We start from the raw sequence: 20,551 nt of genomic DNA, 5'->3' as shown, positions 1-20,551 counted from the left end.
ACGGTCCGAAAAAGACGGCCCCTCTCCCTCCCCCCTCCTCCCGCCCTCTTTCCCCTCAGACTCCCCTTTCTCCCACCCACCTGCCCCCACCCACACCCGGGGATGGGGCGCACGCGCACGTGCGTGAGGGGGGAGCTTTGGAGCAGGAAAGCTCCAGCAGCCAGAGCCCAGATCCCGGGCGCAACCCGGAGCGCGCTGCAGATGCTGCGCTTTCTGCTGAACCAAAAGTCATTCAAAACTTTGGTCCTGGCGAGGCGGCATGTGAAACGCCTGCCGGCCTTGCCAGTGCGGAGCCGGAAAGCCGTGCGCCGTGCCACGCCGTCCCGATGCCGCCGATGCGTCACAATGGCCTAACGAATTTTACCGAAGTCATCCATGTGGCAGAGAGCTGCCACGCCTCAAGGCTTCAGCGCGGCGACGATGGTGCGGACGTTGTGGGAGAACATGGTCTCGAACGTGTGAGCTTCCTTGGCGGTGCCATCGGCGACGAGGGGATCACTGAGTTTCACGCCGGTGCTGCGGACGATCTCGGTGAGGACTTTGGGGTTGGCTTGATCCTCGGGGAAGACGGAGCGGATCTTGTTGTCGCGGATGACTTTGATGGTCTGGGCGATGTATTGCGTGGAGGTGTCGTCACTGCGGCCGATGCCAAGGACGGGGACGCTTTTGAAGCCATACTCCTTGCAGAAGTAGCCGAAGGCAGCGTGGGCGGTGACGAGCTTGCGGTCACCACGCGGGATGACGCTGATCTCCTGCTGGGCCCATTTCTTCAGCTCATCGAAACGCGTGCCGGCAGCCTTGGCCGCGGCGGTGTAGGCGGCTTCGTTGGCAGGATCGATGGCGCTGAGCTCATCAGCGATCACACGGGCGGCGCGCTTCATGTTGTCCGCGCTGTGCCACCAGTGCGGGTCGATGCTGTTGTGCGCGTGCTCGGGGCAGCAGATGAAGATTTCCTGGCCGGGCTCGAGCTTGAGGGAGGGGATGGGGCGGCCGACCTCGATGACCTTCACGCCGGTGCCGACGCTGTCGCGCAGCTTGTCGAGATAGGGCTCGAGGTGCTTGCCCATGGCGAGCAGGAGGGCGGCACCGCGCATGGAGGCGATGTCACGCGCGGCGGGCTCGAAGTGATGGACGTCACTGCCGGGCTTCACGATCTCCACGACCTCGACATTGGCGCCGCCGACCTGGCGGGTGAGATCGGCTAACAAAGGATGCAGAGTGGCGACCTTCACCGCGGCCTGCGAGGTGAGGGCGATGGCCAGGAAGGAAAGGGCGAGGCAGAGAGCTTTCATGATGAGAAGGAAAACGGTGTGAGAGATACGAGACTAGCGCACTTCCGGTCCACCCCAGGCGAGGCTGAACTGGGCCCAGACGGCGTGATCTTCGCCGCGGGTGTTGGAGTTGTCGTAGTTATATTGCAGGCGAAAGCGCATGGTGCGGGCCTGGTTGGCATACCAGGTGAGGCCCGGGCTGACGCGGAAGCGGGAGTCGCGGCCGGTCTCGCTATTGCCGGAGGCAAACTCGCCACGCAGGCCGATTTCGAGGTTGTTCGGCAGGCCGTAGAGGGCGCTGAGGTAGCAGCCGAAGTCCTGCTGGGCTTCGGGCGAGCGGGTGTCATCTATCTCATCTTCCACACGGAAGCGGTTGGTCATGGCCTCAGAGCGGAGGCGGAAGTAGCGGCCGCCGGATTCGAAGCCGTTTTCACGCCACTGGTATTCGAAGTGGGCGCCATACACACTGGTGCGGTAGCCGCTGAGGTTGTCCCCCCAGGCTCCAGACATGCCGGCGCGGAACTGGTGGAAGTCATTGTAGTTCATGACATTCGTCCAGTTCAGCACGTAGAGCAGGTCGTCATCGCCAAAGTAGGACTCGTCCGCAGCATAGCGGGTCTCTTCTTCATCTTCATGATGGTGGTGGCCGTCATGAGAGGGTGCGCGGCCGATGGCGAGGTCAAACTGCGAGGTCCAGGGCAGGGGAGCCAGCCAGGTGAGCTCGGCCCCGAGGGTGGTGAGGGAGTCGTCTCCGAGCATGCGTGTGTTCACCAGATACTGGTCCACCCAGTCAAAACCATGCGGGTGGTAGGTGTTCTGGATGCCGAAGCGGTTGTAGACGCGGCCGAGGCGGAGCTCGAAGCCGCCCGGGAGGTTTTTAAACTTCCAGAAGGCTTCCTCAAAGATGGGGTCGAAGTGGTCATCCCCATCCACCGCTCCGGCGAGGGTGACGAAGAACTCGTTGTGCTTGTCGAGACGGCCAGAGAGGGAGAACTCGATGTTCTGGAGCGTCACGCCATCCCGGCGGATGGGATCGTGATGGCCCACGGCGAGCTCCTCCTGATCCACGCTGCTGGTGCCGTAGACGGTATCGAGGTGGGCATGGGGGAAGATCTTGTCCCAGAGGCTGACATCCATGCCGGTGAGCCAGTCGGCTTTGTCCACCTTGCCATCCATGGGCAGGACCACGGGGGCGGACATGGCGCTGAAGGTGGAGTATTGATACTGCTGCTGGCGCTGGGAATCGAACTGGGCGGAGGTGGAGGTCTGAGTCTGGGCCTGCGCGGAGAGACGAAGGCTGAAAAGGGTGGCGGCAATGAGGAGCGGGAGCTTGCGCATGCGGCATTAAGGCAATCAAGTTGCATTGGAGTCAAGCGTGTTAATGCGAAATAATTGCGTTAATATGGGTTCGCGGTTCCCGGTTCTCGGTTTCCGGTTGGGGGCCTGGCCTCGAAGAGGGGGTGGGAGGCAAGAGATCAGGACCTCTGAAATCTCTGATTTTATCCTTGGCAGATAATTAATATAGATAATATAATATTCATAGTTCACATTTGTGCCCCTATGTTCACCTTTGCTCACATGCCGATTCGCCCCCCCCGGGCTTTCACGTTTGTGGAAGCGATCTTCACGATCGCGGTCATTGGGATCATGTCCTCCCTGGCCCTGAGCGCGATCTCAAATAGCGCCCGTGATGCGAGCCGCATCGTGGCCCGTCAGCAGCAGGCGGCGGTGGGCGAGGCACTCACCGCATGGGTGATGTCCCAAACGCGTGTGGGCACGACGGCGCAGATGCGCAGCCTGAACAGCCTGCGCAACCAGTATAACGCGCTGCAGACGACCTCGGCACGCTTCAACCTGCTAGTGCCGAACGTAAACTCGACGGATGTGAACGTGCGCAACGGCTACCTGGACCAGAGCACGGCAGATCATTTCCTGGACTACACCACCGGCACGGACCGGCTGCACACCAAGGCTCTGAAAAACGGCAAGCAATATCTGACGCTGCCGACCTGGCAGGACGGCTCCTTCCCCACCGTGGATCTTGTGACTGAGTAGAATCCCACCCCTTCGAAAACCCTGGCATGAACTCTCACCCCTCCACTCTCCGCGCGAGCCGCCGCGGCTTTTCCATGGTGGAGATGATCGCCTGTGTGTCGATCATCGGCATCATCGCCTTCCTGGCCATTCCCTCCATCACCCGGATGCGCAGTGATAGTGAGCGCAATCTCGCGATCTCCCGTGCCGAGTCCCTGAACCTGGCCATGGCCACCTACATCCAGGTGGCGGGCCGCAGCCAGGCGGCGAACGAGTGGACAAGCGCGACCAACGCGCAGGCCAAGTATGAGAAGATCCGTCCCTACCTGGCCTATGCTGAAACCACTCTGACGGCCTACATGCCGCAGGATTACGGCATCACGTTCCCGGTATCCATCACCAGCATGACGAAGGCGTCCCTGACCGGACCGAGCGGAAACATCCCTTACTGACCACGGCTCATGCCCTCCTTCCGGCCTAACCAGAGAAATGTCAACGCAGCGCTGCCTGTCCGGCGGTGGCGTGCAGGCTTCTCCATGTCCGAGATCATCATGACCATCTCCATCCTGGGCATCCTGGCCACGGTGGTGATCCTGAACCTGGGCAGCAACTATGAGGCCATCAAGCTGACGCTGGCGCAGGAGAAGGTGGAGATGCTGAACCGCGGGCTGGGTGAGCGCGCGGCGAGCTTCAAGGAGTATACAGAGAGCGCGGCCAGCGGAGCCGTGTGGGATGAGAGCCTGCTGCTGCTGACGCTGCAGTATCGTGATCCGGATGATGATATCGCGGACCTGAACAGTCCCTACATCGACCCACGCTACCGGCCGAAGACCTCCGCCTCTGACAAAGACTTCAGGCTGCAATGGAATGGACGCCGCTTTGAACTGCTGCGTCCCGGGACCACGGGCTCCGGACTGCTCGTGGCTTTCGACGGCTCCGACTACGGTGAGCCGCGTGTCTACCCGCCGGACTTCTCCACCAACGGCCGCTGAGCCTCCCGACGAACATGTCTGCCGCGACCTCCCAACTTCCAGCCCAACCCGACGCGCAATCCTTCGGAGATGCGAGTAGTCCGGCACCGATGACCATCGACGCCCGGCAAGCGGCGATCATCTCGATCGAGGGGCTGGCACTGCAGCACCACATCCTGCCGGTGACGCTGATGCGCGAGACCTGCTCCCCTGAGGCGGAGCGGATCGTGCGCAAGCTCGGCCGCGTGCCGTATGTGGCGGATCCATGGCTGCCGGTGATGACCTTTGGTCCGCTGCTGGTGATGGCGCATCACAATCCACGCGCCGGAGACACCTGGGGTGTGCCAGGCTTCCTCACGCTGCGGGTGCTGATCTCCCAGGACCAGTATCAGAAGACGCGGAAGGAACTGGTGACACGGTTCGGGCAGCTGCCGATCGCCCAGCAAAATGCATTTGAAGGCATGGAGTCGCCCCGCTTTGACGAGATGGGGCTGGAGGGCACCTTCGAGTGGCTGATGGAGCACTATCCATACGAGCCGGCGGAGGTCACGAAGCTGCGCGGGTTCTTCGAAACCCAGAAGGAGAAGAACCCCAAGCTGGGGGTGAATCACTTCAACATCATGCAGCGGAACCTGGGCGTGGTGCTGAACTATCTGGTCACGCGCGGCAAGGACTTCTGCTTCTCCGCCACAGAGGCGGCGCGCCAGACCTTCTTCCCGCTGGCGCTGCTGGAGCGGCACAACGTCTATCCTCTCTACATCGGCAAGAACGCGGTCTTCATGCTCAGCGAGCATGCGGACAGTTATGCGTTTGAGGACGAGTGGCTGAGCATGGGTAACACCGCGGTGAAGATCATCCGCGTGCTGACGGATCCCACAGGCATCCGTGATGCCATCAACCGCGCGGGGGCCACCTTTGACCCGAGCGGTGTGAAGGTGGACAAGGCCACCCTGTCCGCCTCTGCCACGAACACGGAGGGCATCATTGACATCATGCCGGAGGACATGGCGCGGATCAATCCGGCCAGCCCGGCGCACACACCGGAGGAACTGGTGCAGTGGGCGCTGTTCACGGCCATCCGCTGCCGCGCCTCTGACCTTCACCTGGAGAAGTTCTACAATCTGGCGCGCTTCCGTGCGCGCATGGACGGGAACATGAAGACGATTCTCACGGCGCCGGAATCACAGCTCAACCGCTTCATCGCGCTGGTGAAAAACTACGCCGGCATGAACCAGAACCGGCAGGAGGCGCAGGACGGCAGGTTTGCGCTCAGCATCGGCAGACGGCGGGTGGATGTGCGTGTGGCCGCTGTGCCCACGCGGCGTGAGTATCAGAAGGTCATCATGCGTTTCCTGGACAAGGCAGACGGCGTGAAGCGTCTGAGTGATTTCAATCTGGGCCAGAGGCAGGTCGACATCCTGAACCGCACGATGACACGTGACCAGGGGCTGATCCTCGTCACAGGTCCCACAGGTTCCGGCAAGACGACCACGCTCTACGCGCTGCTGAACAGCGTGAATGACGAAAGCGTGAACATCCAGACGATCGAGGACCCGATCGAGTATGAGATCGAGGGGATCAACCAGACGCAGACGAACCCGCATCACGGGCTGGATTTCGCCAATGGTCTGCGGGCGCTTTTGCGAGCTGACCCGGACATCATCCTCATCGGTGAGTCTCGAGATGCCGAAACGGCGAACTCGGCGGTGAATGCGGCGCTCACAGGTCACCTGGTGCTGACCACGCTGCATGCGAATGATTCTTTACGAGCGGTGTCCCGACTCATGAGCATGGGGGTGGAGAAGTATCTGCTGGCGGATTCGCTGGCGCTCTCGCAGGCCCAGCGGCTCGTGCGCAGGCTCTGCACCTATTGCAAACGGCCGATGCCGGTCCCGCAGGACGTGCAGGAGATGTTTGCCAAACAAAATGTGATATCACAGCCGGTGACCACCCCGATCTACATGCCGGTGGGCTGCCAGGAGTGCCATGGCACGGGCTACTCAGGCCGTGTGGCGCTCATGGAGATCTGTGAGGTGAGCACGGAGCTGCGTGACCTCATCGAGGAGGCCGCGCCGATGTCCGCCCTGCGCGCGGCGGCCTTCAAGAACGGGTTCTTCTCCCTTTATCAAGAAGGCTGCATCCAGGTCATGGCCGGTCATACCAGCCTGGATGAGATCAAGTGCCTCTCCTACACCGCGGTCACCTGACCTGACGAATGAAGCCCCCACCCACCGATCGCCTAACATTAACTGCTACCATCATGTCCATGAAACCGTCATCCGAGGCCTCCGCTCATTCACGAGCTGCCGGCCGTATTCTCGTCGTGGATGACGAGCCGCATGTGCTGGCCGTGGCGGTGGCCATCCTGGAGTCCCAGGGATTTCGCGCGGTGGGCTGCCCCTCCGGTGAGGAGGCTCTGCAGATCCTGGCGCAGCCCTGCCCGGACGCGGAGCGTTTCCGTGTGCTGGTGCTGGACATCACCCTGCCAGGCGGCATGTCCGGCTTTGATGTGCTGGAGATCGTGAAGGTGAGTGATCCTGATCTCCGTGTGATCGCGTGCAGCGGCTTCTTCCAGGGAGATGCGCGTGACCTCTGCCAGGCGCTCGGCTTTGTGGACATCCTGACGAAGCCTTACCCGATCGAGAGTCTCTGTGCTGTGGTCCGGCGCTGCCTGATGCGTGACCGCAGCCCCAGCTCCGCTGTTTCTTCATGAGAGTCCGCATGTCCATCTCCCAGAGATTTGCCACCCTCGGTGTGGCCGCCATGATTATTGGCGTGCTGGTCACCGCGGCCGCCTTTCTCTGGCAGGAGCTGCTCATCCTCAGGCTGAGCCAGCGTGCTTATCTGGGGTCCATCGTGCGTGAAGCGCAGAAGGAGATCACCTCCCAGCATCTGCAGGCTGAGGATCTGACGGGTGTCAGCAACATCAACGAGGAGGCGATCGTGCACCTGCAGATGCGTCTGCAGGTGGTGGATGTGCCGGCGATGATCCAGCAACTGGGGCTGCGGCTGGAGTTTGCGGGGCCGGATCGTGAGAACGGCACGCATGCGGTGGGCACCACACCTTACATCGTGATTCATGAGACAGACACGGCGAACCTTCCGCTGGAGCCTGATGAGGAGCGCATGAAGGAGATCACTTTCCGCGTCATGGCGGGCTCCTCGATGGCGATCGAAGACGCGCCGCTGAGCTTGAAGGCGGGCCTGATGGGGAAGAGCGAATGGCTCTTCGCAGGCGGGCCTCTGGAAGACAAGTCGGGAAAAATCACGGGCGCGCTCATCGTGCGCCAGCCGCTGGTGCAGCTGCATCATTTGTTAAACGTGCCGAGGCTCATGGTGCCGCTGCTGGGCGGCGCCTTTGGCCTGCTGCCTGCCGCGGTGGGCTTTTACCTGCTGGGGCTGAGCATCACGCGCAAGACGCGGGCCATCATGCAGGGCTTCACGGCCATCCAGACCGGAAATCTGAGCCATCGTCTGCCAGCGAAAGGTCATGATGACCTGGACCAGATCCAGGCGGCCTTCAATGAGGCGCTCTCACACTTCCAAGCGGAGGAAACCAGGCGCACGCAGATCCTGGCTGACTTCCACCAGGCGAGAAAGCAGGCTGAGCAGGCCACGGCGGCGAAGGGGGACTTCCTGGCCAACATGAGTCATGAGATCCGCACGCCGATGAACGGCATCATCGGCACCACCTCACTGCTGGTGGAGATGGGGCTGGCACCGGAGCAGGAGGAGCTGGTGCGCATGATCCGCGCTTCCGGTGAGAGCCTGCTGCACCTGATCAGTGACATCCTGGACTTTTCGAAGATCGAGTCTGGCAAGATGGAGCTGGAGGCCGTGCCGGTGGACATGGAGAAGCTGCTGGCCGAGGTGGCGGATGTCTTCTCCTACCGCGCGGCGGAGAAAGCCGTCGAACTCAATTTCCATGTCGATGCAGCGCTGCCGCGCTTCTTCCTGGGGGACTTCCAGCGTGTGAAACAGGTGCTGGTGAACCTGGCGGGGAATGCGATCAAGTTTACTGAGAAGGGGGAGATCCTCATCCTCGCACGGCAGGTGAGCCGCCGCACCAAGGAGGGGGACATTCCGCACATTCATTTCTCCGTGCGTGACACGGGCATCGGCATTCCCTCTGACAAGATCGGGCAGCTCTTCCAGGCCTTCATCCAGGCGGACACCAGCACCACGCGCAAGTATGGCGGCACGGGCCTCGGGCTCGCCATCTGCCGGAAGCTCTGCCGCCTCATGGGCGGGGAGATCAGCGTGGTCAGCGAGAGCGGTCACGGCTCAGACTTCTTCTTTGAGATCCCGCTGCGCATCACGCCGGACAATGAAGGACGTGAAGAGGAGTCAGGCTGGCTGGAGACCGTGAAAGACCGCCGGGTGATCTATCACAGCCCGCACAACACCACGCAGCAGATCCTGGCCCAGACACTGCAGCTCTGGGGCATCTCCGGAGTGGCACAGGCGCGTGTGGATCTGCCGCCCGCTGACCTGGCGCGTGATTTCCTGGAGGCGGCGGTGCTGGTGATAGATGTCAGTGATCACACTCCGGAAAGTGCGCAGCCCATCCTCGAGGTGGCCATGGCCCAGGGCGTGGCGATCATCGTGCTGCTGCCGCTGACACGCTGGAAGCTGCGTGACCATTATGCACCGCCTGGCTGCAGCCGTTTTGCCAAGCTGGCGAAGCCGGCGAAGCGGCGTGAGCTGCTGCGAAATCTGTGTGAGCTGATCCGCATGCCCCGCGTGGCCACTGGCGCTCTGCAGGAACGTGCGGCTCCCGTGATGGCGCAGGCCTCTGGCGGCCAGTCTGCCAAGCTCCGGCCCATGATGGGCGGTGTCCCGGCAGGCTCAAACCCCGTGCTTTATCAGGCCATCGCCACGACTGGCCCTGCTCCGGTGCCCGCTGCTGCGGCGGGAATGCCCGCCATCCCGCTGGTGCCCATCACACCGCTGCCTTCCCTACCAGCGTTTGCGGTGCCGGGACCTGCGCAGGCGAGTCCTTTCTTCTCATCCATGCCCCCCGCCGCGCTGGATGCGCCGCCACCTGTGGAAGGCTCGCGCGCGGGCTCTGCCGGACATGATGCGCAGATCTCCCAGTCGACGAACCGGGCCATCCTCGCGGCGGCAAAGGCTGATGGCGAGAGCTTTGCCAAGCTGAATCCAGCGCGGATCCTGCTGGTGGAAGACCAGCCGCTGAACCAAAAGATTGCCATCATGCTGCTGCAGCGGCTTGGCTACACGGGCATCGACATCGCGAACAACGGCCAGGAGGCCATCGAAATGGTCGCCAGCTCCGGCTATGACCTGATCTTCATGGATCTGCAGATGCCCGTGATGGGCGGCATTGATGCGGCGAAGGCCATCCGCTCGAACTTCCAGCTCAAGAACCAGCCGGCGATCATTGCGATGACCGGTCACGCACTGACCGGGGTGAAGGAGGAGTGTAAACTGGCGGGCATGAATGCCTTCCTCACCAAGCCTGTCAGCCTGGATGACTTCCGCCGCGCCATCCCGCCGAGCCTGGAAAAGGAAGCGGCCATGAAGCCGATGACGCTGTAGCGGGGATGGGCGAACCACGGAGTGGTTCCCCACGAATAGCCAGGGGTGACCGAAGGGAACCCCTGGTAGACCACCATCAACGCACCGGCCAGTTCCAACTCCGTAGGAGTTGCCCAATGCACACGACGTCTCCACGGTTCCCCTCGCCATGCCAGCTTGCAAAAGCCATCCCGCTGTCACCCATGTGCTTGGGAAATGGTGTCACCCATGTGATTGGAACACACAGCGCATTGGGCAACTCCTCCGGAGTTGATGCATGGAAAGGTGTTGAACACGCCTGACCAGGGGTTTCGCTCGTTCCTCGCTGCACCCCTGGCTATTCACAGGGAACCACTCCGTGGTTCAACACAAGGACACCCAGACTTCCATCACTGCTTGCGGCCAGGGGCAAAATTCAGCCAGACACGCCGGTAGGTGTAGGCCACCGCTAGAATGCCGGCGCCGAGTACCATGGAGCGCGCGGGGTCGGTGGGAGGTAGGAGCAGTTCCGTGGGAATGGCCGCGGTCATGGCGCCCTCATCCACATTCGGGGTGGCGGCTGCCTTCATACAAAGCACGGCCACGCTCGTGGAGGACAGCCAGTATAAAGGGGAACGCATTTTCAGGGAATGACCAAAAACTTACATGAGTAGCGGTCACCATGACAATCATTAATTCGGCGTTTGGACAAATGACCAGACGCCCAGATCTCTCATTTTCAACAGGTCAAGGTGCTTTTTCCAGCCATTCTAGCCAGTCTGGCAGTGCATAGAGCTGGTCGACATGGTCCGGCGCGGAATTTCCAGCCAGGCCGATGAGCTGGAAGGAACCCCTCCTGGCCTCGCTCAACTGCTGGGTCTTCATGGGCGCCCACTTCAGCACGGCCTGACGCGGCACAGCCAGCTCTCTGAGCAGCCAGTCGGCGGTCTCCGTGGTGCTGGCGAAGGTGCCGGGGAAGATCTCGCTGTGGGTGATGAGCAGCCGCTTGCGGTCTGCCAGGGCTTCACGCGCAAAGCTGGCGATGGGGGCGAGCGCGGCGGTATCGATCTTGGATTCGAGCGGGCCCGGTTTGCCATCGACATAACTGGTGTGGATGCCGTCGATCATCAAAGCGCGGTCGGTGATCTGCACCGAAGCTGCGGAGTGCATCATGGCGCGGATGCCCTGGCACCCGGCGCTCCAGCCGCCGACGGTGATGCGGGACCACTGGATGCTGGCCTTGGCGGAGGCTTCAGTGACGAGCGTGGTCAGAGCATCTTCCTTCTCAAACAGGGCGCGATAGCCATCACCACGCTGGATGACGAGCGCTGCCATGCCGTGCTTGGCAGCAGCCACCTCGGGGACCCAGGTGCCGCCGTGCATGAAGATGAGCAGCGGTGCTTCCTTCTGGCCGATGATGGCTTTCGGAATGAAGAGCGTGCCCGCCTCCAGCTTCTCGCGGGTGCCGGGCGGATGCCCCTCCTTCAAGCGTGGATGCTCGCGCGTGTGCTCCACCATCGGCGATGGGTTCTGCGGCTCGGCTGCGACGAGAGGCAGGGCGATGGCATAACCAAAAGCGATGAGGCGAAGTTTCATGGAACAGGCTGGAGGCTCAGCACGACGAGCTTTTGAGCGGGCAAGGTGAAGGGCAGCTTGGTGAAGCGGCCTTTCTCGATCTTCACGACATCTCCGGGAAGCTTTGCCGATTCACCATTGATGGTTAGGCTTGCCTTGTAGCTGCCGGGCTTCAGCTGGCGGAGCTCTGCGCTGAGTTGACGCGGCTCCTTGCCAAAGTGGAAGAGCTCGGCGGAGAAGCGGGTGGTGCTGGCCTCGGTGACGAGCGCGGCGATCTCCTTCGGTGGGGTGAGCCAGCGCACGGCCATCTGCGGGAAGCGGGGCGCGTTCTTATCGCCCGTGACCATGCGGTAAAGCAGCTCATGCTTGGGCTGCATGACGCCCTTGTAGTCATCAAAGGCATAGTCCTGTGCCAGGAACTGCACGAAGCGCACGCAGCGGTCGGTGGAACGCACCTCGCTGGTGAAACCGGCGAAGTTCACACGCAGTGCGCCGAGGCTTTCCTCCAGGGCTTTCTCCAGCTCACGGCGGCCTTCCGCATCCGTGCGGATGACGAACTCGGAGCCTTCCAGCTTGAGGAGCTCGTCAAACTCCGTGGTGCCGGTGAGCGCCTTGAAACGGGCGAGGGTTTTCACCAGGCCGCCGGTGTTGCTGTTGGCATTACGGCGAGGTGCCAGCTCCTGCGCGCACCAGATTTCACTGCCGGGCGCGGCTTTGGCGCTGGCGGGGTTCTTGAGATACTTCAAACGGATGGCCGCCATGCTGCGCAGCGGAGCAAGATAGGTCTCTTTACCCGTCATGACATGCGCGAGCATGAGCGCGTCTGTGATCTCGGTGATGACGCTGGGCCAGATGTAGTAGCTGTGCATGTAGCCGCCGGGCTTCACGGGCTCCCACCAGTGACCTTCCGCTCCCGAGGCGGCGCCATCAGGCCAGTGCAGAGATGCGGGGAGAATGCCAGCGGGCTTGCCATTTTCCTCGCGAGCTGTGGCATCGACCCATGTGTCCAACCAAGTGCAGATCTGCGCGCCGAGCTTTTCATCTCCCGTCTTCTGCCAGGCGAGAAGCGCGGGATGCAAAGCACCGACATTGGCGATGACATCAAAGGCGCGATGCGGCTGCGGAGCGGCCTCGGTGGCGCTGAAGTAGAAGCTCTTGAACTGTAGATGGCCGCGCTCATTGCGGCCGGTCCAGACATCCCGCATGAAGTCTCCCATCTTCAGGCCCCACTGCGTCCACTTTGGGTTGTCCGGTTCCAGCACCATGAGGGGAACGAGGTTGTCCGTGGTGTCCTCGGCGGCATGCTCCACATCCGTGATCTCGGTGTTGAAGCCGCCTTTCAGATGCGGACGCGTGACGGCGGAGCGGGAGAACTTCAACTGCGCGGCGGTGATCTGAGGGTCATCAAAGCCTAACAAGACGGATGACCACCAGCGCCACATCTCGCAGTCGTCACCCCAGCCGCCGCCGAACTCGCCATTGTCACGCTGACGATGCGTGATCCACCAGCGGATGATCTCTGCCATGCGCTCCAGTTGCTCGCGCTGCAGCGTGGCCCACTCAGGTGCTCCGGCGACTTTCTCCGGAATGCTGCCCCAGGGCTGCGCCTCGCCGAGATACATGCGTGCGGCTTCGTTCTTCGGGAAGGCTTCGGTCACACGTTTGAAGGAAGCCACGGACTCGTCCTTGAACCACTTCGCCTCCTTCGGGTTCGTGCGCACGTTGCTGTTCTCGATCAAGTTCCAGGCGAGCATGCGGCCGCGATAAAGCTCACACAGAGGCTTTAAAGGCGAGTCTGCCGCCACGCCGAAATCATAGTCGCCAAGCGCGCGATAGGGCTTCCCGCGCATGGCCGCGCCGTAGAACTTCAGTCCGCTCTCATTCCAGCGGCGGGCAAAGTCCGCGAGTGACACCGCTTCCTTCTTCTGGGTGGCATCGAGTGATGGCAGCGCGGCCATTTTCTCCAACGTGGTCTGACGTTCGCGGTCATCATTGGCATTGCCGGCCTGTTTCAAAAGCTCCGCCGCGTCCTGCGGCAGACCTGCGAACACGGGGGACAAGAACAAGGCAAGGCAGGGGAGGAGTCGACGCATGGCTCGATGTGGGGGAGGAGGCATCTCAAAACGAAGCGAGCAGGGAATGTCCTTCCTGATCCCGGCATTTCGTCACCGTGGCAGGGGCAGTTCTGCGTTTGCAATTTCATCGGGCAGGAGCGACGCAAGTCCCATGGCCTTTCTGAAACGAGTCGAAGTCTGGGTGCTGCTGCTGCTGGGAGCCGGGGCAGCCGTGTGGGTGCTCATAGACCAGCCCAAGGTCGAGGGTGATCCTCTGCCGGTCGAAGCGCTGGACAATGTGGATCCCGCGCCGCTGGTCACCATCCACCGCTGCACGCTGGAGCGTGACTTTGGCAATGCACGGCTGGACATCGAGCTGCGTTACCGGAACACCTATCCGCGGGATCTGGTGCTGCAGCCGCCGGACGTGAAGCTGCTCACGGCGGACGGCAAGGAAGTGCCTCCCTTCATCCTCCCCGTGGAGAAGCCGCCGCAGATCCCCGCGCACACGGAGCAGAGCGTGAGGCTGCGCTACTGGCTGGAGGCGGCCCATCTGAATGGGGCGCTGACGCTGGACATCCGTGGCAGCAAAGCCGAGGTGAAATCCGCCGCGCCTCTGGACCTGCAAAAGCTGGAGAGCCATCAGCCCAAGGTCTGGCAGGGTGCCATCAAGTAAGACGGGCCTACTTCAGCATGGGCAGGGCCTGCACGAAGAGGGAGTAGAACTCGTTCTCCTCAGCGGTCTCACCATCCACTTCGAGGATGGCCTTGAGGATGTCACAGGCCTCCTGCTGCACCCCTTTGGAGGTGAAGAGGGCGGCGCGCTCATTGAGGTAGTCAAACATGGCCTCGTCACTGTCGGCGGCCTCACGGGCACGGGCGAAGGATTCGTCGATGAAGAGGTTCTTGGGATACTCGGACTTCCAGCCCTTTTTGACAAAGGCCTGCTTGAGAAGGTCCTCCTCAGCCAGCGAGACATGCGCGTCCGCATAGATGGAGAGGGAGAGGAGATCGAAAAGCGCTTCGCGTTGCGTCTGGGTCATGATGGGAGATATTTCATTCGAGCCGCTGCCAATTGTCGATGCCGAAAACATGACGTTTTTTAGCTACGGCAAGGCGGCGGCTGGTTTGCCGGCTCACTTTTGCCGGAGGTCACGGCGGAAGTCGGTGATGCCGTCCCGCAGGGAGAAAAGCTCCTTTTGCCATTCATCAAAAAGAGGGTGATGCGCCTTGAGGTCCGGGCATTCACAGAGCTGGTTGAGGCAGATCAGGGCCTCGTTCGCCCAGTTCAGGCAGCGCTTGGTGAGGGCCAGGGAGTGGCCGGTCTCGATGTCGATGCCCTCCGAAGGGCGGCGGCAGGCCATGGAGGTGGCGGAAGCCAGCTTGCCCGAGATCTGCAGCACATGGGTGATGAACCGGTCCAGCGGATCATCCGGGTCATTGCCCCGCGCCTGGCTCAGGCCCGGGGTGCGGAGCTGGTCAAAGAGGGTGTGCAGGAATTTCCGGGACTGGACGTTCAGCGGATGTTTATCGAGGGCATCGAACTCGTCACTCACGGCGTGCTCGGTCTCGCTGGCTGAGCCGGCGAAGGGATCTTCATGCATCGCTTCGCTGCTGGCATCGTCATCGCCCTCGCTCTCGGCCTGCTCTTCGCCCTCCTGGAGGTCGTTGCTGATCTCGTTCATCATTTCGATCCAGCGGCGGCGGCGCTTCTTTTCCGGCGGATCATCTTCAGACGGCTCCACGCCTTCCTGCGCATCTGCCATGTCCTCGATGATGTGGTCCCAGCCCATGACGTAGGCGATCTTTTCCTCGGAGTCCTCGTCCTCCTCGTATTTGTCATGCGCCTCCATGCTGGCGTCATTGAGGCGGTCGGAGGCCTTCAGTTGTTCCTCCCATTTTTCCTCGGTGAAGTCCTCCTGGCGCAGCTCGTCATCGTATTCGCCATCGTCCTCACGCGAGGGGCGCTGGATGATGTCTGCCAGGTATTCGCGCATGGCATGCATGCTGGCCATTCTCTGCGCGGCCTCGTCGTCCTCATCCATCTGCCACGCGTGTTCCGTGACCTCGATCTCAAAGTCAGCGCTCTCGATGATGCAGCGTCCGTGCTCCGGCGTGAACCACTCCAGGTAAAGGCTGTTGCGCATCTCGGTGGGCACCTCGCTGATGCGGTCCTCCTGATAAGCCTGGCGCCACTCCTCTTCGGGCACGGTGAAGACCTTCACCTTTCGCGAGGCGGTGATGTCTCCCACCACACCCTTTTGCACGCCGTGAAAAGGCGGGATGCGGCTCTGCAGCTTGGGATGCGGGTTGGAAAAATGAAAGCGGCTGCCTGCGATGTCACGCCAGGCATCACCTTCCAGATCGAGCAGCAAAGGCTCATCATGTCCCACGAGCTCCAGCCGCACTTGGACATGTCCTTGCTCGGTGTTGTCGAGTTCACCTCGGATGACAGCTTGATCAAATCTCCAGGCCATAATGAATGATATGCCGGAAGCTTTGAACAAGGCAAGGCTCGAGGTGTTGCAACTTTCAGATGCAAGCCCCCGAGATGAGGCGAGATTTTCATGTGCCTGCCCGGATCGAGCCCTTTCAAGACAGCCCCGCCGCCCGTGATGAACTGGTGCCGTTTTTGATGTCACAATTTCAAGGCGAGGGTGCCTGCACTGCGGAGCAATGGCTGCGGCGGCTGGCCTTCTGGTGGGATGAAAACCCCTTTGCCCATGCGCACTCCTGCCGTGGCTGGATCATGAAGGATGCGGACCGCGTCACGGGATATCTCGGCGTGATTCCGACCTTGTATGAGGATGCCGCGGGCAGTCCGGTGCCGGCGCTGATCGCCACCTCATGGGCGGTGGAGGAGGACTATCGCAACGCGGCGCTGCCCATGGGCATGATGCTGCAGCGCCTGGGCAAGGAAGTGCCGATCGTGGACACGACACCGAGCCCGGAAGTGCAGAAGCTGCTGGCACGCTGGGGCTGGACCGCCCGCATGGACGTGCAGCATGGCCTGCTCATGCGCGGCGCGGCGGGTGACATGCTGGCGAATGTGATGAGCTTTGTGCCCCCGGTGCTCGGCCGCACGTTGAAGATCGTGACGGATGTGGGCAGTGTCTCCAGCATCCGCGCCGCGCGGCCCGGGCGATGCCTGCAAAAGCACGTCACACCGGAGTATCTGCGCTGGTATCTCACGTCTCCGATGCGTGAGCATCGCTTCATCGGTGTGGTCGGGCCGGGGGGCATGCTTTCCTCCTATCTGATGGTGTGTCAGCGCTCCCTGAAAGGCCTGGCCGCCTGGGCTGTGGTGGACTGGTTCACGACCAGCAAGACCACGGTGGAACTCCACGCGCTGGTGACCTGGCTTCTCGAACAATCACTGGGCGAGGAGAGCCCATGGGCGCCCTTCATCAGCCTCACGTCATTTCCGGGCGAGGATCTGTGGAGCGGTCTGCCGCTGGCGCACACGCGTGAGGAGAAGATCTGTCATCATCACTGGCTGCCTCCGGCGCTCAAGGACGTGCCGCTCCGGCCTGTGCTGGCGGAAGGTGACTGGGGACTGTGAGCCCCAAACCGGTTCATGTAGAAAGATTGAGGTAGAAAAATTTTCTGAAATCTTTCTACCTTCATTTTTCTACATTCCATTCTTCGGCTCTGCTCCGGCCTGAAGCTGCTTATTTCACCAGCTCCAGCACATGCGCGGGAGTGGAGAAGGATTCGACGGTGATCTTCTCATCCGGGATGGTCACACCGAACTCCTGCTCCAGCGCCATCAGCAGGTCGATGGACTGCAAGGAATCCAACCCCAGCCTGCCGAGGTCAGCATCCATGGGCAGTGCCGCATCTGGCGGAAGCAGCCGGAGAAAGGGACGTAGAAGAGTGAGGAGGCGGGATTCAGCAGACATGTCAGGGCCGAGGATACGAGGAGGGGAAATATGTTAGGCGGAAAGTCGCGCGTGACCATGACGAAGCTGCCAGACCTCGACTTCCTGCCCGGCTTCATGCGCCACCTCCACTGGCGGTGGATGGCTGAGAAAGCCCAGCAGGCTGGCGGTGATGCCATAGGCGCCGACATTCGGAATGCCCACCAGATCGCCGACCTGCACGGGTGGTATCTTCAAGCCGCGCGCGAGGCTGTCCAGAGGCGTGCATAGAGGTCCCACAAGATCGGCGATCATCGGCGGCTCCTGAGTGGTGTCACGACTGAGGTTGAAAAGGCTCACGGCTCCGCGTTGCACACGTCCCAGTCCAGCCATGCCGCCGAGGTGGTGGATGCCCGTGTCGAGAACCACGAAGGTGCGTGTGGGGAAGGGTTTCAAATCCAGCACGCGTGCGATGAGCCAGCCACTGCTGGCGCAGAGCCAGCGACCAGACTCAAACCATAACTCCGCGCCGCGTGCCTTGAAGGCAGATGCATTCCAGGCCTCCGTGAGCGGGGCACGCAGCCCCTCGAGAGACGGTGGGGTGTGATCATTCGCATAGGTCCAGGGAAAGCCGCCACCCGCATTGATGATGCGGCATTGGAAATCCAGCGCGGTTTCCACGCGCCCGGCACATTCCAGGGCGCGGCGCGTGTTCGTCACCAGTGCCTCCACACCTGCCACCTGAGTGCCAAAGTAGATGTGAACTCCGATGATGCGCAGCCTGGGCAGCATGACCTGGCTGCGCACGGATGGGTTGAGCAATATGGGTTCGGCAAAGCCAAACTGGCTTTCCACGCCGGTCATGGCCAGACGTGCGTCAGGCGCCTCCTCCGGATTCACACGCAGCAGCACGTCCACCTCGATGTCATGACGGGCGCAGGCTTCGGAAAGAAGGCCGAGATCACGAAGTGATTCGCTGGAAAACATGCGCACGCCTGCGTTGATGGCGGCATCCAGTTCCTTGGCGGTCTTGCCGGGGCCTCCGAAGAGGATTTGCTCACCGCTGAAGCCCGCGTTGAGCGCGGCGATGAGCTCGCCTTCCGAGGTGATCTCCGCACGGCCGCCGCATTCGCGCACACGCCGTGCGATGGCGGGCAGGGGATTGGCCTTGAAGGAGTAGCAGATGGACGATCCCTCTGGCAGAGCTCCAAAGAGGTCGCTGCATTGAGCGCTCACTGCGGCGAGATCATAGGCATACAGGGGTGTGCCATGACGTGAGGTCAGAGTCTGTGCCAGCGCTGAGTTCATGCAGATGCTTCGGAGGTCAGCAGGGCGCGCAGAGCTTTGCGGTCAACCTTTTGGTTCGCGGTGCGCGGCAGGTCGTTGAGGTAGATGATGCGGTCGGGGATTTTGGCGCGTTCCAGAGTCTCGGCCAGTGCGGCCAGGATCGTGGCTTCTTGCGGGCGCTCGGCGGTCGTGGTGGTGAGGAAAAGGCAGAGCTTGTCGTGAAGCTCATCCTTGATGCATCCGGCAGCCGCGATCTCTGGTGAGCGGCAGGCAGCTTCCTCAATCTCCACCGGACTCATGCGATGACCGCGATGCTTGATCATGAAATCACTGCGCGCCTGGAAATGCAAAAAGCCATCCGCATCCACGGAGCCATAGTCACCGGTGATGAGCAGTCGCTCGCCACCAGGGAGCAGGCGATAGCGCTTCGCGGTCTCTTCCGGAGCGCGCCAGTAACCGAGGCCGACATGCGGACCTCTGACAATGAACTCGCCGATTTCTCCGGGCGGCAGTCGCGCACCTTCCGCAGACTCAGCCCAGACTTCCGTGCCATCCAGCGGTCGTCCCACACTATGCTCATGGGCATCGATCTCTTCCGGCAGCATGATGGAGACACGCTTGCACTCTGTGAGGCCATACATGGGGAAGATTTTTGCCTCCGGCAGCAGCTTCTGAAGCTGGCGGATGTGCGGGAGGGGCAGGTGATCGCCGGTGTTGCTCAGGAGACGGAGCTTGGGCAGTTCCACCGGGCGCCAGGACTGCATCTTGATCAGCCCGGCAAAGAGCGTGGGCACGCCGGGCAGCACAGTGATCTCATGACGGGCCAGGATGCGCGGCAGCTCGGGGCCGGACATCTCGGGCCGCCCAACCAAAAGTGCGGCACCGGTCATCAGGGCGTAGAAGATCTGATAGAGACCGTAGTCGAATGAGAGCGGCAGGAAGACGCCGATGCGGTCGTCTTCACGATACTGAAGGCGCGCCATGATGGCCTTCGTGACAAAGGCGATGTTCGCATGACTGAGCATGACACCGCGTGGCATGCCGGTGGAGCCTGAGGTGAAGACCAGCAGGGCCAGCGCATCATCACCCTTAGGCTGCGGCAGGTCGAGATGCCGACTCTGGCTGAGGGAATCAAAGTCCTGCTCGATCACCACCACCTTCGCCGTGCTGCAAAGATGCGTGAGCTCAGCGCGCCGGGACTCGAGGATGATCAAGCGCGGCTCACACTGCCGCACGATGCGCTCAAACGAGGATTCGGTGATTTGGGAAGACAGGACGGAGAACACGGCTCCGACCCGGGCTGCGGCCAGAATGAAGAACGGCAGTTCCAGACGGTTTTCTGAGACAATCAGCACGCGGTCACCCGGTCTCACGCTGAGGATTTGCAGGCCTGAGGCCAGACGATCCACCAGCGTGGCTGCCTCCGCGAAGGTATGACTTCGGTCGCCCTCCATCAGGAACGTCCGCTGCGGATGGTGGGCGGCGGCCTGAGGGAGCAAATCTGACAGGTGAAAGGAGGGCATTTTTTCGGGAGCCGACAATGAACGCGCTGCCCATTTTTGAATCAAGCCGCACGATGTGGCGGCGACCACCACAGCGCAAAATGAGCCGCTAGACTATCATCTTAGACCTGTGGCCTCACAGGAAAACTTTGACGCCTTCTTTGTTCGGCAAAAACTCAGTGCCGGCGGGGGGCGCGCCTGGCTTCCTGCTTGACGAAAAGAGGCTCCAGGTGCTCGCGGATCCAGGCGAAGGCGGCTTCCAATCCGTCCCGCTGATAGATCACGCCGATGTCTGCCTCCACCTTGGTGGGATTGCCCACGCAGTTCAGGAACTGGTTGCAGGTGAAGCGTGTTTTCATCTCCGCGTCCATCTTGCCGTGATGCTCGAGCACCCAGGACCTAACATAGAGTTCGAGCACGGCATCACCCACCCAGGCATTCTGGCGGAGGGTGTCGAGAGCATCAGGGAGGTCGGCCATG

At 61.7% G+C, this 20,551-nt stretch carries 19 protein-coding genes; 8 read left to right on the top strand and 11 right to left on the bottom strand.

Annotated elements, in window-relative coordinates; translation table 11 throughout:
• Positions 1 to 398: 398 nt before the first annotated feature.
• Together BGE01nite_RS21260 and BGE01nite_RS21255 are read right to left on the bottom strand one after the other, a co-directional pair.
• Positions 399 to 1,292, bottom strand: coding sequence for a metal ABC transporter substrate-binding protein (locus BGE01nite_RS21260; protein WP_146853453.1), 894 nt, complete (start codon positions 1,290 to 1,292; stop codon positions 399 to 401).
• A 33-nt stretch (positions 1,293 to 1,325) separates the two neighbouring features.
• Positions 1,326 to 2,609, bottom strand: a complete 1,284-nt coding sequence (locus BGE01nite_RS21255; RefSeq protein WP_146853451.1) for a hypothetical protein — start codon at positions 2,607 to 2,609, stop codon at positions 1,326 to 1,328.
• 309 nt (positions 2,610 to 2,918) lie between these two features.
• Between BGE01nite_RS21255 and BGE01nite_RS21250 the strand changes: the two genes are divergently transcribed.
• From BGE01nite_RS21250 to BGE01nite_RS21225, 6 genes are read left to right on the top strand one after another with little or no spacing between them, the layout of a single operon-like run.
• Positions 2,919 to 3,326 (top strand): hypothetical protein, encoded by a 408-nt coding sequence (locus BGE01nite_RS21250; protein ID WP_146853449.1) that lies wholly within the window; start codon positions 2,919 to 2,921, stop codon positions 3,324 to 3,326.
• 26 nt (positions 3,327 to 3,352) lie between these two features.
• Positions 3,353 to 3,757, top strand: a complete 405-nt coding sequence (locus BGE01nite_RS21245; RefSeq protein WP_146853447.1) for a type II secretion system protein — start codon at positions 3,353 to 3,355, stop codon at positions 3,755 to 3,757.
• 9 nt (positions 3,758 to 3,766) lie between these two features.
• Entirely contained in the window at positions 3,767 to 4,297 is a 531-nt protein-coding gene (locus tag BGE01nite_RS21240) for a type II secretion system protein (RefSeq protein WP_146853445.1), read from the top strand.
• Between the two features lie 14 nt (positions 4,298 to 4,311).
• Complete coding sequence (locus BGE01nite_RS21235; RefSeq protein ID WP_146853443.1) at positions 4,312 to 6,483, top strand: GspE/PulE family protein; 2,172 nt, start codon at positions 4,312 to 4,314, stop codon at positions 6,481 to 6,483.
• Positions 6,484 to 6,542: 59 nt separating this feature from the next.
• Positions 6,543 to 6,989: a response regulator gene (locus tag BGE01nite_RS21230; RefSeq protein ID WP_170266953.1), complete on the top strand. Its 447-nt coding sequence runs from the start codon at positions 6,543 to 6,545 to the stop codon at positions 6,987 to 6,989.
• An 8-nt stretch (positions 6,990 to 6,997) separates the two neighbouring features.
• On the top strand, positions 6,998 to 9,835 hold the full coding sequence (locus tag BGE01nite_RS21225; protein WP_170266952.1) for a hybrid sensor histidine kinase/response regulator: 2,838 nt from the start codon (positions 6,998 to 7,000) through the stop codon (positions 9,833 to 9,835).
• Positions 9,836 to 10,203: 368 nt separating this feature from the next.
• On the opposite strand, the gene BGE01nite_RS21220 is transcribed toward BGE01nite_RS21225, so the two are convergent.
• The 3 genes from BGE01nite_RS21220 to BGE01nite_RS21210 form a co-directional block, all read right to left on the bottom strand.
• Positions 10,204 to 10,434: a hypothetical protein gene (locus BGE01nite_RS21220; RefSeq protein WP_146853437.1), complete on the bottom strand. Its 231-nt coding sequence runs from the start codon at positions 10,432 to 10,434 to the stop codon at positions 10,204 to 10,206.
• Positions 10,435 to 10,540: 106 nt separating this feature from the next.
• Positions 10,541 to 11,389 carry a hypothetical protein gene (locus BGE01nite_RS21215; RefSeq protein WP_146853435.1) on the bottom strand — a complete coding sequence of 283 codons (849 nt, stop codon included), beginning with the start codon at positions 11,387 to 11,389 and terminating at the stop codon, positions 10,541 to 10,543.
• Positions 11,386 to 13,461, bottom strand: a complete 2,076-nt coding sequence (locus BGE01nite_RS21210) for a hypothetical protein (RefSeq protein WP_146853433.1) — start codon at positions 13,459 to 13,461, stop codon at positions 11,386 to 11,388. The genes BGE01nite_RS21215 and BGE01nite_RS21210 overlap by 4 nt, the downstream gene beginning before the upstream one ends.
• A gap of 133 nt (positions 13,462 to 13,594) precedes the next feature.
• On the opposite strand from BGE01nite_RS21210, the gene BGE01nite_RS21205 reads away from it, so the two are divergent.
• Positions 13,595 to 14,098, top strand: coding sequence for a hypothetical protein (locus BGE01nite_RS21205; RefSeq protein WP_146853431.1), 504 nt, complete (start codon positions 13,595 to 13,597; stop codon positions 14,096 to 14,098).
• Between the two features lie 7 nt (positions 14,099 to 14,105).
• On the opposite strand, the gene BGE01nite_RS21200 is transcribed toward BGE01nite_RS21205, so the two are convergent.
• Both BGE01nite_RS21200 and BGE01nite_RS21195 read right to left on the bottom strand, forming a co-directional pair.
• Positions 14,106 to 14,465: a hypothetical protein gene (locus BGE01nite_RS21200; protein WP_146853429.1), complete on the bottom strand. Its 360-nt coding sequence runs from the start codon at positions 14,463 to 14,465 to the stop codon at positions 14,106 to 14,108.
• Between the two features lie 93 nt (positions 14,466 to 14,558).
• Positions 14,559 to 15,899, bottom strand: a complete 1,341-nt coding sequence (locus BGE01nite_RS21195; RefSeq protein WP_146853427.1) for a hypothetical protein — start codon at positions 15,897 to 15,899, stop codon at positions 14,559 to 14,561.
• Between the two features lie 92 nt (positions 15,900 to 15,991).
• Between BGE01nite_RS21195 and BGE01nite_RS21190 the strand changes: the two genes are divergently transcribed.
• Positions 15,992 to 16,984 (top strand): hypothetical protein, encoded by a 993-nt coding sequence (locus BGE01nite_RS21190; RefSeq protein ID WP_146853425.1) that lies wholly within the window; start codon positions 15,992 to 15,994, stop codon positions 16,982 to 16,984.
• Between the two features lie 109 nt (positions 16,985 to 17,093).
• Here BGE01nite_RS21190 and BGE01nite_RS21185 read toward each other — a convergent pair whose 3' ends face one another.
• From BGE01nite_RS21185 to BGE01nite_RS21170, 4 genes are all read right to left on the bottom strand, one after another.
• Positions 17,094 to 17,324, bottom strand: coding sequence for a phosphopantetheine-binding protein (locus BGE01nite_RS21185; protein WP_146853423.1), 231 nt, complete (start codon positions 17,322 to 17,324; stop codon positions 17,094 to 17,096).
• Between the two features lie 33 nt (positions 17,325 to 17,357).
• The gene (locus BGE01nite_RS21180; RefSeq protein ID WP_146853421.1) at positions 17,358 to 18,590 is read right to left on the bottom strand and encodes a type III PLP-dependent enzyme domain-containing protein; all 1,233 of its coding nucleotides are present in this window, start codon (positions 18,588 to 18,590) and stop codon (positions 17,358 to 17,360) included.
• Positions 18,587 to 20,092 carry a class I adenylate-forming enzyme family protein gene (locus BGE01nite_RS21175; protein WP_146853419.1) on the bottom strand — a complete coding sequence of 502 codons (1,506 nt, stop codon included), beginning with the start codon at positions 20,090 to 20,092 and terminating at the stop codon, positions 18,587 to 18,589. The genes BGE01nite_RS21180 and BGE01nite_RS21175 overlap by 4 nt, the downstream gene beginning before the upstream one ends.
• Before the next feature lie 155 nt (positions 20,093 to 20,247).
• Entirely contained in the window at positions 20,248 to 20,550 is a 303-nt protein-coding gene (locus BGE01nite_RS21170; RefSeq protein WP_146853417.1) for a ribonuclease III domain-containing protein, read from the bottom strand.
• Position 20,551: the final 1 nt, after the last annotated feature.

The organism is Prosthecobacter gellanilyticus (assembly GCF_007992435.1).
GTDB lineage: Bacteria > Verrucomicrobiota > Verrucomicrobiia > Verrucomicrobiales > Verrucomicrobiaceae > Prosthecobacter > Prosthecobacter gellanilyticus.
This window is presented reverse-complemented; position numbering and strand designations above follow the sequence as displayed.